Origin of the sequence: Pseudomonas sp. NPDC089407 (assembly GCF_044900445.1) — a bacterium.
Classification (GTDB): domain Bacteria; phylum Pseudomonadota; class Gammaproteobacteria; order Pseudomonadales; family Pseudomonadaceae; genus Aquipseudomonas.
Genome location: NZ_JBJDNB010000008.1, coordinates 1 through 15,646 on the forward strand (window position 1 = coordinate 1; position 15,646 = coordinate 15,646).

12 protein-coding genes are annotated in these 15,646 nt (G+C 63.5%); 5 read left to right on the forward strand and 7 right to left on the reverse strand.

Annotated features, from left to right (window positions below):
* Positions 1-647 precede the first annotated feature (647 nt).
* Positions 648-1,169 (forward strand): PBECR2 nuclease fold domain-containing protein, encoded by a 522-nt coding sequence (locus tag ACI2KG_RS08215; RefSeq protein WP_404661532.1) that lies wholly within the window; start codon positions 648-650, stop codon positions 1,167-1,169.
* Positions 1,170-1,364: 195 nt separating this feature from the next.
* Here the strand turns inward: ACI2KG_RS08215 and ycaC (ACI2KG_RS08220) are convergent, their stop codons facing one another.
* Positions 1,365-1,994, reverse strand: a complete 630-nt coding sequence (ycaC, locus tag ACI2KG_RS08220; RefSeq protein WP_404661533.1) for an isochorismate family cysteine hydrolase YcaC — start codon at positions 1,992-1,994, stop codon at positions 1,365-1,367.
* A 280-nt stretch (positions 1,995-2,274) separates the two neighbouring features.
* Between ycaC (ACI2KG_RS08220) and ACI2KG_RS08225 the strand changes: the two genes are divergently transcribed.
* From ACI2KG_RS08225 to ACI2KG_RS08235, 3 genes are all read left to right on the forward strand, one after another.
* Positions 2,275-3,186, forward strand: a complete 912-nt coding sequence (locus ACI2KG_RS08225) for a LysR substrate-binding domain-containing protein (RefSeq protein WP_404661534.1) — start codon at positions 2,275-2,277, stop codon at positions 3,184-3,186.
* A gap of 203 nt (positions 3,187-3,389) precedes the next feature.
* Entirely contained in the window at positions 3,390-4,652 is a 1,263-nt protein-coding gene (locus ACI2KG_RS08230; RefSeq protein ID WP_404661535.1) for an OprD family porin, read from the forward strand.
* A 1-nt stretch (position 4,653) separates the two neighbouring features.
* The gene (locus ACI2KG_RS08235; RefSeq protein WP_404661536.1) at positions 4,654-6,252 is read left to right on the forward strand and encodes an MFS transporter; all 1,599 of its coding nucleotides are present in this window, start codon (positions 4,654-4,656) and stop codon (positions 6,250-6,252) included.
* 211 nt (positions 6,253-6,463) lie between these two features.
* On the opposite strand, the gene ACI2KG_RS08240 is transcribed toward ACI2KG_RS08235, so the two are convergent.
* The 4 genes from ACI2KG_RS08240 to ycaC (ACI2KG_RS08255) form a co-directional block, all read right to left on the reverse strand.
* Positions 6,464-8,305, reverse strand: coding sequence for an amidohydrolase (locus ACI2KG_RS08240; RefSeq protein WP_404661633.1), 1,842 nt, complete (start codon positions 8,303-8,305; stop codon positions 6,464-6,466).
* A gap of 491 nt (positions 8,306-8,796) precedes the next feature.
* The gene (locus ACI2KG_RS08245) at positions 8,797-9,615 is read right to left on the reverse strand and encodes an alpha/beta fold hydrolase (protein ID WP_404661537.1); all 819 of its coding nucleotides are present in this window, start codon (positions 9,613-9,615) and stop codon (positions 8,797-8,799) included.
* Between the two features lie 39 nt (positions 9,616-9,654).
* Positions 9,655-9,963 (reverse strand): hypothetical protein, encoded by a 309-nt coding sequence (locus ACI2KG_RS08250; protein WP_404661538.1) that lies wholly within the window; start codon positions 9,961-9,963, stop codon positions 9,655-9,657.
* Positions 9,964-10,080: 117 nt separating this feature from the next.
* Positions 10,081-10,710 (reverse strand): isochorismate family cysteine hydrolase YcaC, encoded by a 630-nt coding sequence (ycaC, locus tag ACI2KG_RS08255; RefSeq protein WP_110678615.1) that lies wholly within the window; start codon positions 10,708-10,710, stop codon positions 10,081-10,083.
* Between the two features lie 321 nt (positions 10,711-11,031).
* On the opposite strand from ycaC (ACI2KG_RS08255), the gene ACI2KG_RS08260 reads away from it, so the two are divergent.
* A complete protein-coding gene (locus tag ACI2KG_RS08260; RefSeq protein ID WP_404661539.1) occupies positions 11,032-12,459 on the forward strand; it encodes a mechanosensitive ion channel domain-containing protein in 1,428 nt (475 codons plus the stop codon).
* A 165-nt stretch (positions 12,460-12,624) separates the two neighbouring features.
* On the opposite strand, the gene ACI2KG_RS08265 is transcribed toward ACI2KG_RS08260, so the two are convergent.
* Positions 12,625-13,911 (reverse strand): NAD(P)/FAD-dependent oxidoreductase, encoded by a 1,287-nt coding sequence (locus ACI2KG_RS08265; protein ID WP_404661540.1) that lies wholly within the window; start codon positions 13,909-13,911, stop codon positions 12,625-12,627.
* Positions 13,912-14,076: 165 nt separating this feature from the next.
* A complete protein-coding gene (locus ACI2KG_RS08270; RefSeq protein WP_016712672.1) occupies positions 14,077-15,567 on the reverse strand; it encodes an aldehyde dehydrogenase family protein in 1,491 nt (496 codons plus the stop codon).
* Between the last annotated feature and the right edge of the window lie 79 nt (positions 15,568-15,646).

The following is a 15,646-nucleotide window of genomic DNA, read 5'->3' on the forward strand; positions in this document are numbered from 1 at the left end:
TTGCCGGCGATGGGCCGCAACGCGGCCCCAAATTGCTTAACTGACCGGCATTAGGGCTTGCCCCGCGAAGCGCCGCGCGGGCGGCGCTCGATCTCACAGGCGCCCAAAACCTATCGCCAGGCACCTGGTGGCCATCGTGCAACCTCCTGACGATCACCTCGCCGCCATCACGCGAACACAAAAAACCATCAAAAATCGCCCGATTCTCAGCCAGGTCCTACCTCCCCGCGAACCATTTCCTACGTTCACCCCAATCCCAAGGATTTATCCTACGCATCGTGTCGACGCCCGTCTGATTGTCCGGGGAAAGCCAGCTCTCTAGGCTGACCGGGTCGCTGTCGGTTCAGCGATCGGGTGTGGAAACCCGTCTGATCTGAGGTGCTGTCTTCAATGGCAGCTGTGCGCGGGAGGCCGTCTGGCCTGCCGGGTTGCCTCCGACCGGTTTTCCACCCCGCGTACAACTGCCACCCTTCGTGTGGAAACGGATGGTTGCAGGACAACTTTGTGAGGTCTCTGCAATGAAAAAGATTGTCCCCAAGCCTCATATAGGTAACATCCTACAAAGCGCGACCCCCCACGTCTGATGCGGTGGCGGCCAAGTGAGCCTAGAGAGATGGGTCGCCGAGAGCAAAGGCCAGAACAATTGGGTGGACGAAAAACTGCCCGACCTCAAGACGTTTGCGCGTGAACTGCGCGCCAAGGCTAGCGAAGAACTAGCTGCTGCCGACTCACATGACGCCGCAATCGAACTCGCTGCGCAGCACCTGGGCTTGAACACAGAAAATGCCAGCCGGGTAATCGTCAAAAGCCCAATGGGCGACATCCTAATTCTGCGTAGCTGTATCCATCACATCGTCGAGAAGCGACAGGACGCCCGGGAACGCTATGTAAAAGTCGCTCTGGACACACTGATCGGACCATTTGAAGTTTGGCAGGTGGCCTACACCAATGACACCAACAGGCTGGCCTTCATAGGCGTCTACGAGACCAAGCGGCAGATGCTGGTGGTCGTAACCCTCGTCAAAGGCAGCATGCTGTGGAATTTCATGCAGTGCGATGCAAAAGCTCTGAACAAGCATCGCCACGGGAAGCTGCTCTACAAGCGCTACACATTCCTACCGAGCAAAGAAAAGGGCCACTGTCACCAGTGGCCCTGTAAGCATGCTTGATATTCATATACACACCCTCAAGCCGGGGTGTGGAGGTCTCACCCGACGCTGATGATTCAGCCACCGACGGGGTTCCTACGCCAACTGTTGCCGCTGAATGGCAGCTGGTTTCGCGCTCAACTGAAACGCTAACAACACTCTTTCATCAAGTCAACGATGACTCTCAGTGGAATCCACCTATCAGGTTACTTGGTGTTACTTACCCGCAGTCAACGCGTTATAGCTGGTCATCAAATTCCGATAATCCGGAATGTGGTTCGAGCACAGCGCCGCCAGCCCTTCCACATCATTGCGCCAGTCGCGGTGCAGCTCACAGGCCACGCCAAACCAGGTCATCATCTGCGCCCCTGCCTGGCTCATGCGGTCATGCGCCGCATCACGGGTCATTTCATTGAAGGTGCCAGAAGCATCAGTCACCACAAACACCTCAAACTCTTCCTCCAAAGCCGACAGCGCCGGGAACGCCACGCAAACTTCAGTCACCACACCGGCAATAATCAGCTGCTTCTTGCCAGTCGCCTTCACTGCCTTGACGAAGTCTTCGTTGTCCCAGGCGTTGATCTGGCCAGGGCGGGCGATGTACGGGGCGTCCGGGAACAGCGCTTTCAGTTCCGGTACCAACGGGCCGTTAGGGCCTTGTTCGAAGCTGGTGGTGAGGATGGTCGGCAGGTTGAAGAACTTGGCCAGGTCCGCCAGGGCCAGCACGTTGTTCTTGAACTTATCCGGCTCGATGTCACGCACCAGCGACAGCAGGCCAGCCTGGTGGTCGACCAGCAGTACGGCGGCGTCATCTTTGTTCAGGCGGTTGTATTTGAAGTTGGTCATGGTCTGTGCTCCTAAGGGTTATGAATTTTTCAGCAATTCGGGGTGTTTCGCGTTGATGGGCACAGATTAAAATCATCACCTTTGCGGCGGTAGTTAGCAGAATCTGGCTTTAGCGTTCCGTTATATGAACGATGGATTTGTAGGGGCTGTGCTGGCCTCATCGCCGGCAAGCCAGCTCCCACAGGTACTGCTCAGGATTCAAAACCAGCGCGATACCTGTGGGAGCTGGCTTGCCGGCGATGAGGCCAATATAGGCAACCCGTTACCCGGAGACCGATCATTGGAAGACCTCAACTCCCTCTACTACTTCACCCAGGTAGTCGAGCACGGTGGCTTCGCCCCGGCCGGCCGGGCGCTGGACATGCCCAAGTCGAAGCTCAGCCGGCGCATTGCCGACCTGGAAGACCGCCTGGGCGTGCGCCTGCTGCACCGCACCAGCCGCCACTGCTCGCTGACCGAGATTGGCCAGGCCTACTACAACCGCTGCCTGGCCATGCGCGTGGAAGCCGAAGGTGCGGCGGAGATTATCGAGCGCAACCGCAGCGAACCGCGCGGGCTGGTGCGCATCAGTTGCCCGACCACCCTGCTCAACTCCTGGGTCGGGCCGATGCTGACCCGCTACATGCTCAAGTACCCGCAGGTGGAGCTGTTCATCGAAAGTACCAACCGCCGGGTCGACCTGCTGCACGAGGGCTTCGACATCGCCCTGCGGGTGCGCTTTCCGCCGCTGGAGAACACCGACATGGTGATGAAGGTGCTCAGCAACAGTACCCAGTGCCTGGTTGGCCAGCCGCAGTACCTGGAACAGTTGCCCGAGGGCTTTGATCCACAGTTGCTCAGCACATTGCCGAGCCTGCACTGGGGCAGTGCCCAGCGCGAGTACCAGTGGGAGCTGTTTCAGGGCGAGGACACCCGCCGCAGCATCGTCATCCCGCATACCCCGCGTATGGTGACCGACGACCTGTTTGCCTTGCGCCATTTCGTGGTGGCCGGGGTGGGGATTGCGCATTTGCCGCGGGTGGCGGTGCGTGAGGACCTGGCGGCGGGGCGGCTGGTGGAGCTGGTTCCGGACTGGCACCCGCGCTGTGGCATCGTGCATGCGATCTTCCCGTCGCGACGCGGGTTGCTGCCTTCGGTGCGGGCGTTGATCGATCATCTGGCTGAGGAGTTTGCGATCAGCGATATGGCTTGAGTCAGTTGTAGCCTATTCGGGCCCTATCGCCGGCAAGCCAGCTCCCACAGGATCACCACAGGCTATGAGACCTGTGCAGTACCTGTGGGAGCTGGCTTGCCGGCGATAGGGCCCTGACAGTCAAAAAGGATCCCCAGCACACCCTTACAAGACCCTTGGCCTATCCTTCACCCACACTCCCGGATCATCCCCCGGAGCCCCCCATGATCCGCGCCACTCACGGACCAGGCCGCGCCCTGCTCGCCACCCTCGCCCTGTGCCCGGCTCTCAGCCAGGCCGACGAACCCGGCTGGTCGCTGCTCAGCCGCAACTACTTCCTGCACAGCGACTTCCGTTCACCTTCCGGCAGTGGCCAGAACTACCGCCAGGAATGGGCCCAGGGCTTCATCGGCGAGGTCCGCTCGGGCTTCACCGAGGGCACGGTCGGGGTTGGCATCGATGCCCATGGCTTTCTCGGCCTCAAGCTCGACGGCGGCCGCGGTCACGCGGGTACCGGCCTGCTGCCACGCGACAGCGATGGCCGTGCCGAGTCCGACTACTCCAGCGCCGGCGCCGCGCTCAAGCTGCGCCTGGGCAACACCCAGCTGCGCTACGGCGAGATGATGGTGGAAACCCCGGTGTTCGACACCGGCGACAAACGCCTGCACCCGGAATACGCCACCGGCTGGTTGCTGGCGAACACCGACCTGCCCGACTGGCGCCTGCAGGCCGGGCGCTTTACCGCCTTCAACAACCAGGACAACAGCTCGACCCACGACGACTTCAGCGGCTACGGCGCCACCACCCACAACCGCGCCATCAGCCTGGCCGGCGCCACGTTCGCGCCCGCTGGCCCGTTCGGCGGTGCGCTGTATGCCGGGCAATTGCAGGACACCTGGCGCCAGGCCTACCTGAACCTGAACCTGGCCGAAGGCAACTGGCGCCTGGACGGCAACCTGTACCGCACCCGCGACACCGGCAACGCCAGCGCCGGGGCAATCGACACCCTCGCCTACAGCCTGCTGGCCAAATACAGCTTCGGCGCCCAGGCGCTGAGCCTGGCCTACCAGAAGGTCGAGGGCGACACCCCGTTCGACTTCGTAGGTGGCGATTCCATCTACCTGGCCAACTCGATCAAGTACGCCGACTTCAACGGCCCTGGCGAGCATTCGTGGCAACTGCGCTACGACCTCAACTTCGCCACCCTCGGCGTGCCCGGCCTGAGCCTGATGGGCCGTTACGTCACTGGCCGCGGCATCGATGGCAGCCATGCCCCGGCAGGCGGCGCTTATGTGAACCAGTACGGCGAAGGCGGCAAGCACTGGGAGCGCGACATCGACCTGAAATACGTGGTGCAGTCCGGTGCCGCCAAGGACCTGAGCCTGTCGTTCTCCCACGTCAGCCACCGCGCCAACCAGGCCCAGGCCGGCGATGACATCGACCGCATCTACCTGATCATCGAATACCCACTCAAAGGCAGCTTCTGACATGAGCACATCCCCTTCAGGCGCCTGGAGCCCATTGCGCAACACCACATTCCGCATGCTGTGGATCGCCACCATCGCCTCGAATATCGGCACCTGGATGCACGAGGTGGGCGCCGGCTGGCTGATGACCACGCTCTCGGCCAGCCCGCTGCATGTGGCGCTGATCCAGGTGGCCGGTTCGCTGCCGATGTTCTTCCTGGCCCTGCCGGCAGGAGCGGCGGCGGATATCGTCGACAAGCGCCGCTACCTGTTGCTGGTGCAACTGTGGATGTCGACGGTGGCCGTGGTGCTGGCGGCGCTGACCCTGCTCGGGTTGATGAACGTGACCCTGCTGCTGGTGCTGACCCTGGCGCTGGGCATTGGCACCGCACTGATGATGCCGGCCTGGAGCGCGCTGACGCCGGAGTTGGTAGGCAAGCAAGACCTGGCCAACGCGGTGGCGATTTCCAGCGTCGGCATCAACGTGTCGCGCGCCATCGGCCCGGCGTTGGCCGGCGTGGTGGTGAGCCTGGTCGGCCCGTGGCTGACCTTTGCCTTGAACGCCGTGTCGTTCGCCGGGGTGATCCTGGTGCTGTTCCTGTGGAAGCGCGAAGTGAAGGAGCCGCTGCTGCCAGCGGAACGCTTCGTTGGCGCCATGCGCACCGGGCTGCGCTTTGCGCGCAGTGCCAAACCCTTGCAGGCTGTGCTGTTGCGGGCCTTGGCGTTCTTCTTCTGCGCCAGCGCCGGCACGTCGTTGCTGCCATTGATCGTGCGTGGCGAGATGCACGGCACCGCCGCTGATTTCGGCTTGCTGCTGGCGGCCATCGGCATCGGCGCGGTGGCCGGCGCGACCTTGCTGCCACGCCTACGTGACCGCATCAGCCGCGATCGGCTGGTGATGCTGGCCAGCCTGCTGTATGCCCTGTTCCTGCTGGCCCTGGCGCTGGTGCGCAACTTCTATGTGCTGCTGCCGGCAATGCTGCTTAGCGGCGCGGCGTGGATTGCCGTGCTGTCCAATTTGCAGGTGGCGGCGCAGACCTCGGTGCCGGCCTGGGTAAGGGCGCGGGCGCTGTCGGTGTACATCCTGATCTTCTTCGGCGCCATGGCTTGTGGTGGCTTGCTGTGGGGTACGGTTGCCAGCCATGTGTCGATCACCGTTAGCCTGCTGTTTGCTGCTGGTGGGTTGGCATTGGGCACCTTGCTGACCTGCAAGGTGACGCTGCCGGAAACCGAGGCGGAAGAGCTGACGCCGTCGCTGCATTGGCCGGTGCCGGTGCTGAGCGATGACATGGACAAGGAAAGCGGGCCGGTGATGGTAACCGTGGAGTACCACATCGACCCGGCCAAGGCCGAGGCGTTCCAGCGGGCGGCGCGGGAGCTGGAGGCCATGCGCAAGCGCAATGGCGCGTTGTCGTGGGGGTTGATGCGCGACAGTGCCGACCCGGCGGTGTGGCTGGAGTTCTTTTTTGAAGAGTCGTGGCTGGAGCATTTGCGGCATCACCATCGGGTGACCCGCGGGGAACTGAAAATCGAGGCTCGGGTGCGGATGCTGCAGACCGATGGGGTCGTGGTGAGGATCCGGCATCTGTTGGCTGGTGGGGAGCATAAAGCTCACCACTGAATGCCACAGGACTGATGCGATCCCTTTGTAGGAGCGGCCTTGTGTCGCGAAAGGGCTGCGCAGCAGCCCCGGCAATTTTTGCTGTGTCGCTGATACCCTGGGGCTGCTGCGCAGCCCTTTCGCGACACAAGGCCGCTCCTACAGGGGAACGCGCGATCCTGACAGACAAGAAAGGGGCCTTATTAAGGCCCCTTCTGCATTTCAGCTCAGCTTAGAACGCAAAGCACGAGCAACCCAGCGCCCCCCAGAAGCCCTGGAAGTCATTGACTGGCACACTCGATTTACGCGCCTTGTCATGGCTGTGCGCATGCACCCCGCACGGCCCCGAGCATTGGTGCACGGCTGCTGCCAGCGACGGCGTGCCCACGCGCCAGTGACCTGGCACCTTGGCCACAGGCGACCATTCCGGCAGCACGGGCACCTGCGGTGGGCCGAGGCGATCGAACTCGCCGGCACCGTACACAACCTTGCCATCGACAATGGTCAGCACCGACTCGATACCCTTGATCGCCTCTTCTTCGACGCTGAAGAAGTCCAGCGACAGTGCCGCCAGGTCGGCCAGCTGGCCTACCTTGATCTGGCCCTTCTTGCCCTGCTCGCTGGAGAACCAGGCGCTGCCCTGGGTGAACAGCTGCAGCGCGGTCTCGCGGTCCAGGCCTTCCTTGTACAGCGCCATGCCGCCCACGGTCTTGCCGCTGACCAGCCAGTACAGCGAAGTCCACGGGTTGTAGCTGGATACGCGGGTAGCGTCGGTACCGGCACCGACCGGCACGCCCATGTCGAGCATGCGCTTGATCGGCGGGGTCTGTTCGGCCGCCTTGGCGCCGTAGCGGTCGACGAAGTACTCACCCTGGAAGGCCATGCGGTCCTGGATGGCGATACCGCCGCCCAGCGCACGCACGCGCTCGATGTTCTCTGGGGTGATGGTTTCTGCGTGGTCGAAGAACCACGGCAGGCCGTTGAACGGGATGTCGCGGTTGACCTTCTCGAACACGTCGAGCATGCGCGTGATCGATTCGTTGTAGGTGGCGTGCAGGCGGAACGGCCAGCGTTGCTCGACCAGGTGGCGCACCACCGGTTCCAGCTCTTCTTCCATGGTCTGCGGCAGGTCCGGGCGCGGCTCGAGGAAGTCCTCGAAGTCGGCGGCGGAGAACACCAGCATTTCGCCGGCGCCGTTGTGGCGCAGGAAATCGGTGCCACTGTGCAGCTTGACGCTGGAAGTCCACTTGCGGAAGTCGTCCAGCTCTTCCTTAGGCTTTTGAGTGAACAGGTTGTAGGCAATGCGCACGGTCAGCTGGTTGTTGTCGGCCAGCGCCTGGATCACCGAGTAGTCATCGGGGAAGTTCTGGTAACCGCCGCCGGCATCGATGGCGCTGGTCAGGCCCAGGCGGTTCAGCTCGCGCATGAACTGGCGGGTGGAGTTGACCTGGTATTCCAGCGGCAGCTTCGGCCCCTTGGCCAGGGTGGCGTAGAGGATCATCGCGTTGGGGCGGGCGATCAGCATGCCGGTCGGGTTGCCGAACTTGTCACGCTGAATCTCGCCACCCGGCGGGTTCGGCGTGCTCTTGTCGTAGCCAACAGCCTTGAGCGCTGCGCGGTTGAGCAGCGCGCGGTCGTAGAGGTGCAGCAGGAATACCGGGGTGTCAGGCGCGGCCTGGTTGATTTCTTCCAGGGTGGGCATGCGTTTTTCAGCGAACTGGAATTCGTTCCAGCCACCGACCACGCGCACCCACTGCGGGGTTGGCGTGCGGGCGGCCTGGTCCTTGAGCATGCGCAGGGCATCTGCCACCGACGGCACGCCTTCCCAGCGCAGCTCCAGGTTGTAGTTCAGCCCACCGCGGATCAGGTGCAGGTGCGAGTCGTTCAGGCCCGGGATTACCGTGCGCTGCTTGAGGTCGATGATTTGCGTGGTGGCGCCCTTGAGGGCCATGGCCTCGGCGTCGCTGCCCACGGCAAGGAAGCGGCCGTCCTTGATGGCGACGGCGGTCGCGGTGGGCTTTTCGCGGTCAACGGTGTGCAGCTTGCCGTTGAACAGAATCAGATCGGCGGTCATGGAACCTCCTTGGGTGGATGCGTGAGCGGAACCGGCCTGGCCGGTGAAAGGCAATGCGGACCAGAGCGCGCCGGCGGCACCGAGGACGGTGCTGGTGGCGAGGAACTGGCGACGGGTCTTGTCGTTGCGGTCCTGGGACATGGGGTTCTCCGTCTCTGGGTGCGGCGGCGGCAGGCGCGACTGCGGAGCATGCCGGTTGGAGCAGGGCCAGGGCTTGGATGAATGTGCGGTGAGTTGAAGAAGGTTAGCCCTGATCAAGCTTTGTGTTGCCTGGGCTGGCCTCTTCGCCGGCAAGCCAGCTCCCACAAGTACTGCACAAGGCTCAAGTGCTATGGAGACCCTTTGGGAGCCCTGATCAGGTTTTGTGTTGCCTGGGCTGGCCTCATCGCCGGCAAGCCAGCTCCCACATCGCCCCCACAGCATTTGAGCCTTGTGCAGTACCTGTGGGAGCTGGCTTGCCGGCGATGGGCCGCAAAGCGGCCCCGGCTTTCTCAACGGTTCAAGAAGGACAACAGGTCTTCATTCAGCTGCTGCGCATGAGTCACCGCAAACCCGTGCGGCGCCCCTGCATACACCTTCAGCTCAGCCCCACGAATCAGCTCCGCCGCCTGCTTGCCGGTAGTCTCGAACGGCACGATCTGGTCGTCATCACCATGAATCACCAACGTCGGCACATCGATCTTGGCCATGTCCGGGCGGAAGTCGGTTTCGGAGAACGCCGTCACGCAATCCAGGGTGCCCTTGATCGACGCCATCAGCGCAATGTTCAAGGTTTGCGTCTGCACGCCCTGGGACACCTGCTGCCCATGGTTGATGCCATAGAACGGCGCTGCGAAATCGGCGATGAACTGCGCCCGGTCGGCACGCAAGCCGGCGCGGATACCCTCGAACACCGACAGGTCGACACCCTCGGGGTTGTCGTCACGCTTGCCGAACACCGGCGTTACCGCGCCCAGCAGCACCAGCCCGGCTACCCGCTCGCTGCCGTGGCGGGCGATGTAGCGGCTGACATCGCCGCCGCCCATCGAGAAGCCCACCAGGGTCACGTCGCGCAGGTCGAGGTGTTCGATCAACTGGGCGATGTCATCGGCGAAGGTGTTGTAGTCGTAGCCGCTCCACGGCTGGCTCGACCGGCCGAAGCCACGGCGGTCGAAGGCGATGGCGCGGTAACCGCGGCTGGCCAGGAACTCCATCTGCGAATCCCACATGTCGGCATCCAGCGGCCAGCCGTGGCTGAACAACACGGGCTTGCCGCTGCCCCAGTCCTTGAAGTAGATCGAAGTGCCATCGCGGGTAACGAACGTGCTCATAACGGTATCTCCTTGAAAGTGTCGAGGTGAGGGCGTGGTTCAGCCGCGCAGCCAGTTGGCGCAGCGGCGGGTTACCCAAGGCATGATGTAGAACACCACGGGCAGGATGACGAACACATTGACGATCAGGTTGCCGGTTATCACACCGCCCAGCTGCGGAAAGCGCGCGAACAGCGGCGCCAGCAGTTGCGGAATGACCATGGTCATCGGGCAGATCACCAGGTAGGTCAGCAGCGCCTGCTTCCAGCGCGGTGGTTGCGCCGCCGCTGTACCGGGCGGGTTTTCAACAACCTGGTGCTGCAGGCATACGGTTACCACTTCGCGGTTGTTCTGGAGTGCGGTGTTCATCGGCGTTCCTTGGGATGAGCTTGCCCGCATCCACTGTGCAACGGCGAACGGGCGGGGGCTTGGATAGGTGTGCTGCCCTGGCCGGGCACCGACTGGCGGTGCCCGCGGCGGTTGGGCTTACTTGTTGGCGTTGAAGGCGTTGTAGCTGGTCATCAGGTTGCGGTAGTCCGGGATGTGGTTGGAGCACAGCGCGGCCAGGCCTTCGATGTCGTTGCGCCAGTCGCGGTGCAGCTCGCAGGCCACGCCGAACCAGGTCATCAGCTGGGCGCCGGCACGGCTCATGCGGTCATGGGCAGCGTCGCGGGTCATGGCGTTGAAAGTGCCGGAGGCATCGGTGACCACGAACACGTCGAACTCTTCTTCCAGGGCTGCCAGCGCCGGGAAGGCTACGCACACTTCGGTGACCACGCCGGCGATGATCAGCTGCTTCTTGCCGGTGGCCTTCACGGCCTTGACGAAGTCTTCGTTGTCCCAGGCGTTGATCTGGCCTGGGCGGGCGATGTAGGGGGCGTCCGGGAACAGGGCTTTCAGTTCCGGTACCAGCGGACCGTTGGGGCCTTGCTCGAAGCTGGTGGTGAGGATGGTTGGCAGGTTGAAAAACTTGGCCAGGTCGGCCAGGGCCAGCACGTTGTTCTTGAACGCGTCCGGCTCAATGTCGCGGACCAGCGACAGCAGGCCAGCCTGGTGGTCGACCAGCAGTACGGCGGCGTCGTCTTTGTTCAGGCGGTTGTATTTGAAATGGGTCATGGGGGTAGCTCCTAAGGGTTTTGATTTTCAGTAATTTGGGTGTTTCGCGTTGATGGGAGAAGATTAAAACCATCACCTTTTGAGCGGTAGATAGTGGTTTTTGGCTGTAGCGTTCTGTTTTAGGAACGATGGATTGGCGCTGGATGTGCTGGCCCTATCGCCGGCAAGCCAGCTCCCACAGGATCTCCACAGGTCTTGCGGGCTGTGTAGTACCTGTGGGAGCTGGCTTGCCGGCGATAGGGCCGGTACAGGCCCCCATTGCCTGCAACAGCAACCTGCTCTATTACTACCCACAGCCCTCCCCTCACCTCCGAGACCACCATGCTGGCGTTCATCCAGTCATACCCGTTGTTGCTCGGCACCGCCCTGATCCTGCTCGACCTCGTGTTCTGGCAAGTCATCCCCATCCAGCGCCGGGCCTGGCGTATTGGCACGCGCCTGGTGATCTTCCTGCTGTTCAGCTCGGTGCTGGTGGCCGCCGGCATGAGCCCACTGCAACCGCCGCCGTGGCCCGACGATGTCTCACGCAACCTGATGGCCACGGTGCTGGCGATCGGCTGGTGGCTGTTCGGCGCGCGCACCGTGACGGTGGTGTTCGGCCTGTTGCTGGTGGCCCGGGGCAGCCATGGCGGGCGTTTGCTGCAGGATGTGCTGGGGGCGCTGATATTCCTGGCCGCCGTGGTCGCTGCCGCAGGCTATGTGCTGCAGTTGCCGGTGAAGGGGCTGCTGGCGACGTCGGGGGTGATGGCCATCGTCATCGGCCTGGCGTTGCAGAGCACGCTGGCCGATGTGTTCAGCGGCATCATCCTGAACACCACGCGGCCCTACCAGATTGGCGATTCGATCTCGATCGACGGCACCGAAGGCAAGGTGCTGGAAATCGACTGGCGCGCCACTCGCCTGCTTACGGGTACGGGTAGCCTGGCGGTGATCCCCAACTCGGTGGCGGCCAAGGCGCGGCTGCTCAACCACAGCCGCCCGGCCGATGTGCACGGGGTATCGATCAGCGTGGTGGTGCCGGCCAAGGTGCGGCCCAAGCGGGTGATCGATGCACTGGAAAAGGCCCTGCAAGGCACCAGCGCGATCCTTGCCTCACCGGCGCCCAAGGTTTCGGTAAAGGCCTCGACGCTGGAGTCGGTGGAGTATGAGGCCAGCGGCTTCATTGCCGACATGGGCGGCAAGACGGCGGCGCGCAACCAGTTGTTCGACCTGGCGCACCGGCACCTGGAAGCCAGCGGGGTAATGTGGAACATCGACCTGGCCATGCCTCCACGCAGCCGCCAGCGCGAGGTTCTGGACGAAGTTCGGGTGTTCCGCTCGTTGAGCGCCGAGGAACGCGATGCGCTCAGCCAGCGCATGACCACCGTGGAGTACCTGGCGGATCAGGTGATTCTGGAGGTGGGCGAGCATTCCGACCATTTGCTGGTGATTGGCAGCGGTGTGGTGTCGGCGTCGGTACGCGATGGCGACAAGCTGCTGGAAGCCGGGCGCATGGGGCCGGGCGAGGTGCTGGGGATCGAGGGGATCATCGACGAAGATGACTCGTTTGCCGAGTTCCGCACCTTGACCAGTTGCGTGTTGTATCGAATCGACAAGGAGCAGGTGAAAAGTTGCCTGGTGCAGCGTGGCGATGTGCACACGGCGCTGAGCAAGTTGCAGCGGTTCCGGCGCCAGAACCGGGAATCGTTGTTGCTGCAGAAGCCGGCCCTGATCAAGAAGGGTGGCTTCCTTAGCTGGTTGCACAAGTAAGCCTGCGCGGGTTACTTCCAGCCCAACGCGGTCCTTGGAGCGGCCTTGTGTCGCGAAAGGGGTGCGCAGCGCCCCCAGAATTCCAGCTTCGCCGCATAGATCGCTGGGGCCGCTCTGCGGCCCTTTCGCGACGCAAGGCCGCTCCTACAAAAAGCAGCGCAGGGCTTACAGGACCACTCTCAAGCACTGCCCCGCGTGGTACAGCGAGAACCCGGACTCGTAGAACGCCGTACGCAGCGAAGGCGCACTCACGCCACTCATCGGCGAGAACGGTATCGGCAGGCTATCGGCCTCACCCTTCAGCAGAAACTCGGCAAACGCCCGGCCAATCACGGTACCGGTGGTATTACCCCGCCCGTTATACCCGGTCACCGCCACCAGCCCCGGCGCCGGCTCGAACAGGCGCATCAGGTGGTCAGGGGTGAAATCGATGCAGCCGGTCCAGTGCATCTCCCACTCGACCTTGCCCAGCTCAGGGTAGTAATGGCTCTGGATGCGGTCGGCCCAGCTGCGCACGAACCACGCGGGCTTGTTGTCGACCCGGCCCAGGCTGCCAAGTAGCAGACGGCCCTGGTCGTCGCGACGGATGCTGCTGAGCACGGTGCGGGTGTCCCACGAGCCTTGGCCATGTGGCAGCACCTTGTCGGCCGCTGCGCCCTGCAGGGGCTTGGACGCCACCTGGTAGTAATACCCACGGAAGAACTGCTTCTGCAGGTTGCTCCAGTCGCCTTCGGTGTAGGCGCCGGTGGAAATCACCACCTTGTCGGCGCGCACCGAGCCACGGGCAGTCTTCACCCGCCAGGCATCGCCATCACGCTCCAGGCCTTCGACCGAGGACTGCTGGAACAGCTTGCCACCCAGGCGTACCACGGCAGCTGCCAGGCCTTGGGTATAACCCATCGGGTTGATGGTGCCGGCGCGGCGGTCGAGCAGCGCGGCGGAAATCTTGTGGGTACCGCAGTATTCCTGGCACTGCGCGCCGGTCAGCAGCTCGACGTCGGCACCGCGGCGGCGCCATTGTTCGTGGCGGGCTTCGAGGTCGGCGATGCCGGTGGCGTTGTGCGCCATGTGCAGCGTGCCTTTGTGCTGGGCCTGGCAGTCGATGCCCAGGCGCTCGATCATGGCGAACACTTCGCCCGGGGCTTCGCCGAGTACCGTGTTCAGGCGGCTGCCCTGCTTCTGGCCGAGGGTGGCCTCGACATCGTCGGGGCGGATCCAGGTGCCGGCGTTGACCAGGCCGACGTTGCGCCCGGAGCCACCGTGGCCGATCTTCCAGGCCTCCAGCAGAATCACCGACTTGCCCTGTTCGAGCAGGTGGATGGCCGCCGACAGGCCGGTAATGCCGCCACCGATCACGCAGACATCGGCCTTGTGCTCACCGGCCAGGGCCTGGGCGGCCACGCTCGGTTTGCTGACGAATTCCCACAAGCATTCTTGACGCAGTTCGGACATGGCCCGGCTCCAGCAGTGTTGTTCTTGTAGGGGCCGCTGTGCGGCCCATCGCCGGCAAGCCAGCTCCCACAGGGATCGCACAAGCTTGGAGTCTGTGCGATCCCTGTGGGAGCTGGCTTGCCGGCGAACCGGGGGCAAAGCCCCCGGCCATGCAGCATCAATCCATCAGTCGAACACAATACCCTGCGCCAGCGGCAGCTCACGCGAGTAGTTCACGGTGTTGGTCTGGCGACGCATGTAGCCTTTCCAGGCATCCGAGCCGGACTCACGGCCACCGCCAGTCTCTTTCTCGCCACCAAACGCACCGCCGATCTCGGCGCCGCTGGTGCCGATGTTGACGTTGGCGATGCCGCAGTCGCTGCCCGAGGCGCTCTGGAAGCGCTCGGCTTCGCGGATGTCGGTGGTAAAGATGCACGACGACAGGCCTTGTGGTACTTCGTTGTTCAGGCGCAGGGCCTCTTCGAAGTCGTCGTAGGCCAGCACGTACAGGATCGGGGCGAAGGTTTCGTGGCGTACCACGTCGCTTTGCGCCGGCATTTCGGCAATGGCTGGCGACACGTAGTAGGCGTTCGGGTACTGGTCGGCCAGCTGACGCTCGCCGCCAAACACCTGGCCACCTTCGTCGCGGGCCTTGGCCAGCGCGCCCTGCATGGCGTCGAACGACAGCTTGTCGATCAGCGGGCCAACCAGGTTGTCCTTGCGTGGGTCGCCGATGCGCACTTTGCCGTACGCGGCTTTCACGCGGGCAACCACTTCGTCCTTGATCGAACGGTGCACGATCAGGCGGCGCAGGGTGGTGCAACGCTGGCCGGCGGTACCGACAGCGGAGAACAGGATGCCGCGCACGGCCAGGTCGAGGTCGGCGCTCGGGGCCAGGATCATGGCGTTGTTGCCGCCCAGCTCGAGGATGCTGCGGCCGAAGCGGGCAGCCACACGTGGGCCGACTTCGCGCCCCATGCGGGTGCTGCCGGTGGCGCTGACCAGCGGTACGCGCGGGTCGTCGACCATGGCTTCGCCGGCTTCACGGCCGCCGATCACCAGTTGTGCCAGGCCAGCTGGGGCATCGCCGAAGGCTTTCAGCGCTTTTTCGAACAGCGCCTGGCAAGCCAGGGCGGTCAGCGGGGTTTTCTCGGAAGGCTTCCACACCACCGAGTTACCGGCCACCAGGGCCAGGGCGGTGTTCCAGGCCCACACGGCAACCGGGAAGTTGAAAGCGCTGATCACGCCGACCACGCCCAGCGGGTGCCAGGTTTCACGCATGTGGTGGCCAGGGCGCTCGGAGGCGATGGTCAGGCCATACAGCTGGCGCGACAGGCCGACGGCGAAGTCGCAGATGTCGATCATTTCCTGCACTTCGCCCAGGCCTTCCTGGGTGATCTTGCCGGCTTCGATCGAGACCAGCTCGCCGAGGTCGGCCTTGTGCTCACGCAGCACTTCGCCGAACAGGCGCACCAACTCGCCACGGCGTGGGGCCGGCACGGTACGCCAAGCTTCGAAGGCACTTTGGGCCTGATCGATGCGGGCGATGGTCTCGGCTTTGCCGAGCAGTTTCACCGAGGCGATCTGGCTGCCGTCGATCGGCGTGTGAACAGGGTAGTCGCCCTGGGTGTAAGCCTCGGCGGCAACGCCAAGGCGCTCGAGCAATCCAGCAACCATTTGTGCATCTCCTACATCGGGTGATGGGGTGGAAAATGATGTGGATCAGTATTAATCCGATCACATAGGTACAACAAAC

Excerpts from the sequence above, each read along its gene's own strand:
- ycaC (WP_404661533.1), bottom strand. The coding sequence starts at position 1,994 with ATGACCAACTTCAAATACAACCGCCTGAACAAAGATGACGCCGCCGTA.
- ACI2KG_RS08230 (WP_404661535.1), top strand. The coding sequence starts at position 3,390 with ATGATCCGCGCCACTCACGGACCAGGCCGCGCCCTGCTCGCCACCCTC.
- ACI2KG_RS08235 (WP_404661536.1), top strand. The coding sequence starts at position 4,654 with ATGAGCACATCCCCTTCAGGCGCCTGGAGCCCATTGCGCAACACCACA.
- ACI2KG_RS08240 (WP_404661633.1), bottom strand. The coding sequence starts at position 8,305 with ATGACCGCCGATCTGATTCTGTTCAACGGCAAGCTGCACACCGTTGAC.
- ACI2KG_RS08245 (WP_404661537.1), bottom strand. The coding sequence starts at position 9,615 with ATGAGCACGTTCGTTACCCGCGATGGCACTTCGATCTACTTCAAGGAC.
- ACI2KG_RS08250 (WP_404661538.1), bottom strand. The coding sequence starts at position 9,963 with ATGAACACCGCACTCCAGAACAACCGCGAAGTGGTAACCGTATGCCTG.
- ycaC (WP_110678615.1), bottom strand. The coding sequence starts at position 10,710 with ATGACCCATTTCAAATACAACCGCCTGAACAAAGACGACGCCGCCGTA.
- ACI2KG_RS08260 (WP_404661539.1), top strand. The coding sequence starts at position 11,032 with ATGCTGGCGTTCATCCAGTCATACCCGTTGTTGCTCGGCACCGCCCTG.
- ACI2KG_RS08265 (WP_404661540.1), bottom strand. The coding sequence starts at position 13,911 with ATGTCCGAACTGCGTCAAGAATGCTTGTGGGAATTCGTCAGCAAACCG.
- ACI2KG_RS08270 (WP_016712672.1), bottom strand. The coding sequence starts at position 15,567 with ATGGTTGCTGGATTGCTCGAGCGCCTTGGCGTTGCCGCCGAGGCTTAC.